Raw genomic sequence first — 253 nt, 5'->3', positions numbered from 1 at the left:
CGGTAGCATCGGGTGCCGTGGCATTTGCCGGCGCGGATTCGTTATCCGAGGTGTCGGTTTGCGTGACGCCAAGGGCCTCGCCGTCGAGCTGGGGCTCGTCCAGCACCACGCTGAACGTGCCATCGTCACCCACCGTGCCCTGTCCGAGCACGGTGTCGTCCGGGCCGGTCACGGTGACGCTGGCCCCGGGTTCGCCGCTACCGCTGACGGTGGTTCCGTCATCACTCACGACGACATTCGTTGGGGCATCGGG

1 protein-coding gene is annotated in these 253 nt (G+C 67.6%); it reads right to left on the bottom strand.

Features of this window, described 5'->3' with window-relative positions; all coding sequences use genetic code 11:
* A partial coding sequence (locus tag ACUN9Y_RS22390) for an Ig-like domain-containing protein (protein ID WP_445462939.1) occupies window positions 1–229 on the bottom strand: 229 nt, incomplete at its 3' end.
* Window positions 230–253: the final 24 nt, after the last annotated feature.

Source organism: Halomonas sp. V046 (genome assembly GCF_052645355.1).
This window is presented reverse-complemented; position numbering and strand designations above follow the sequence as displayed.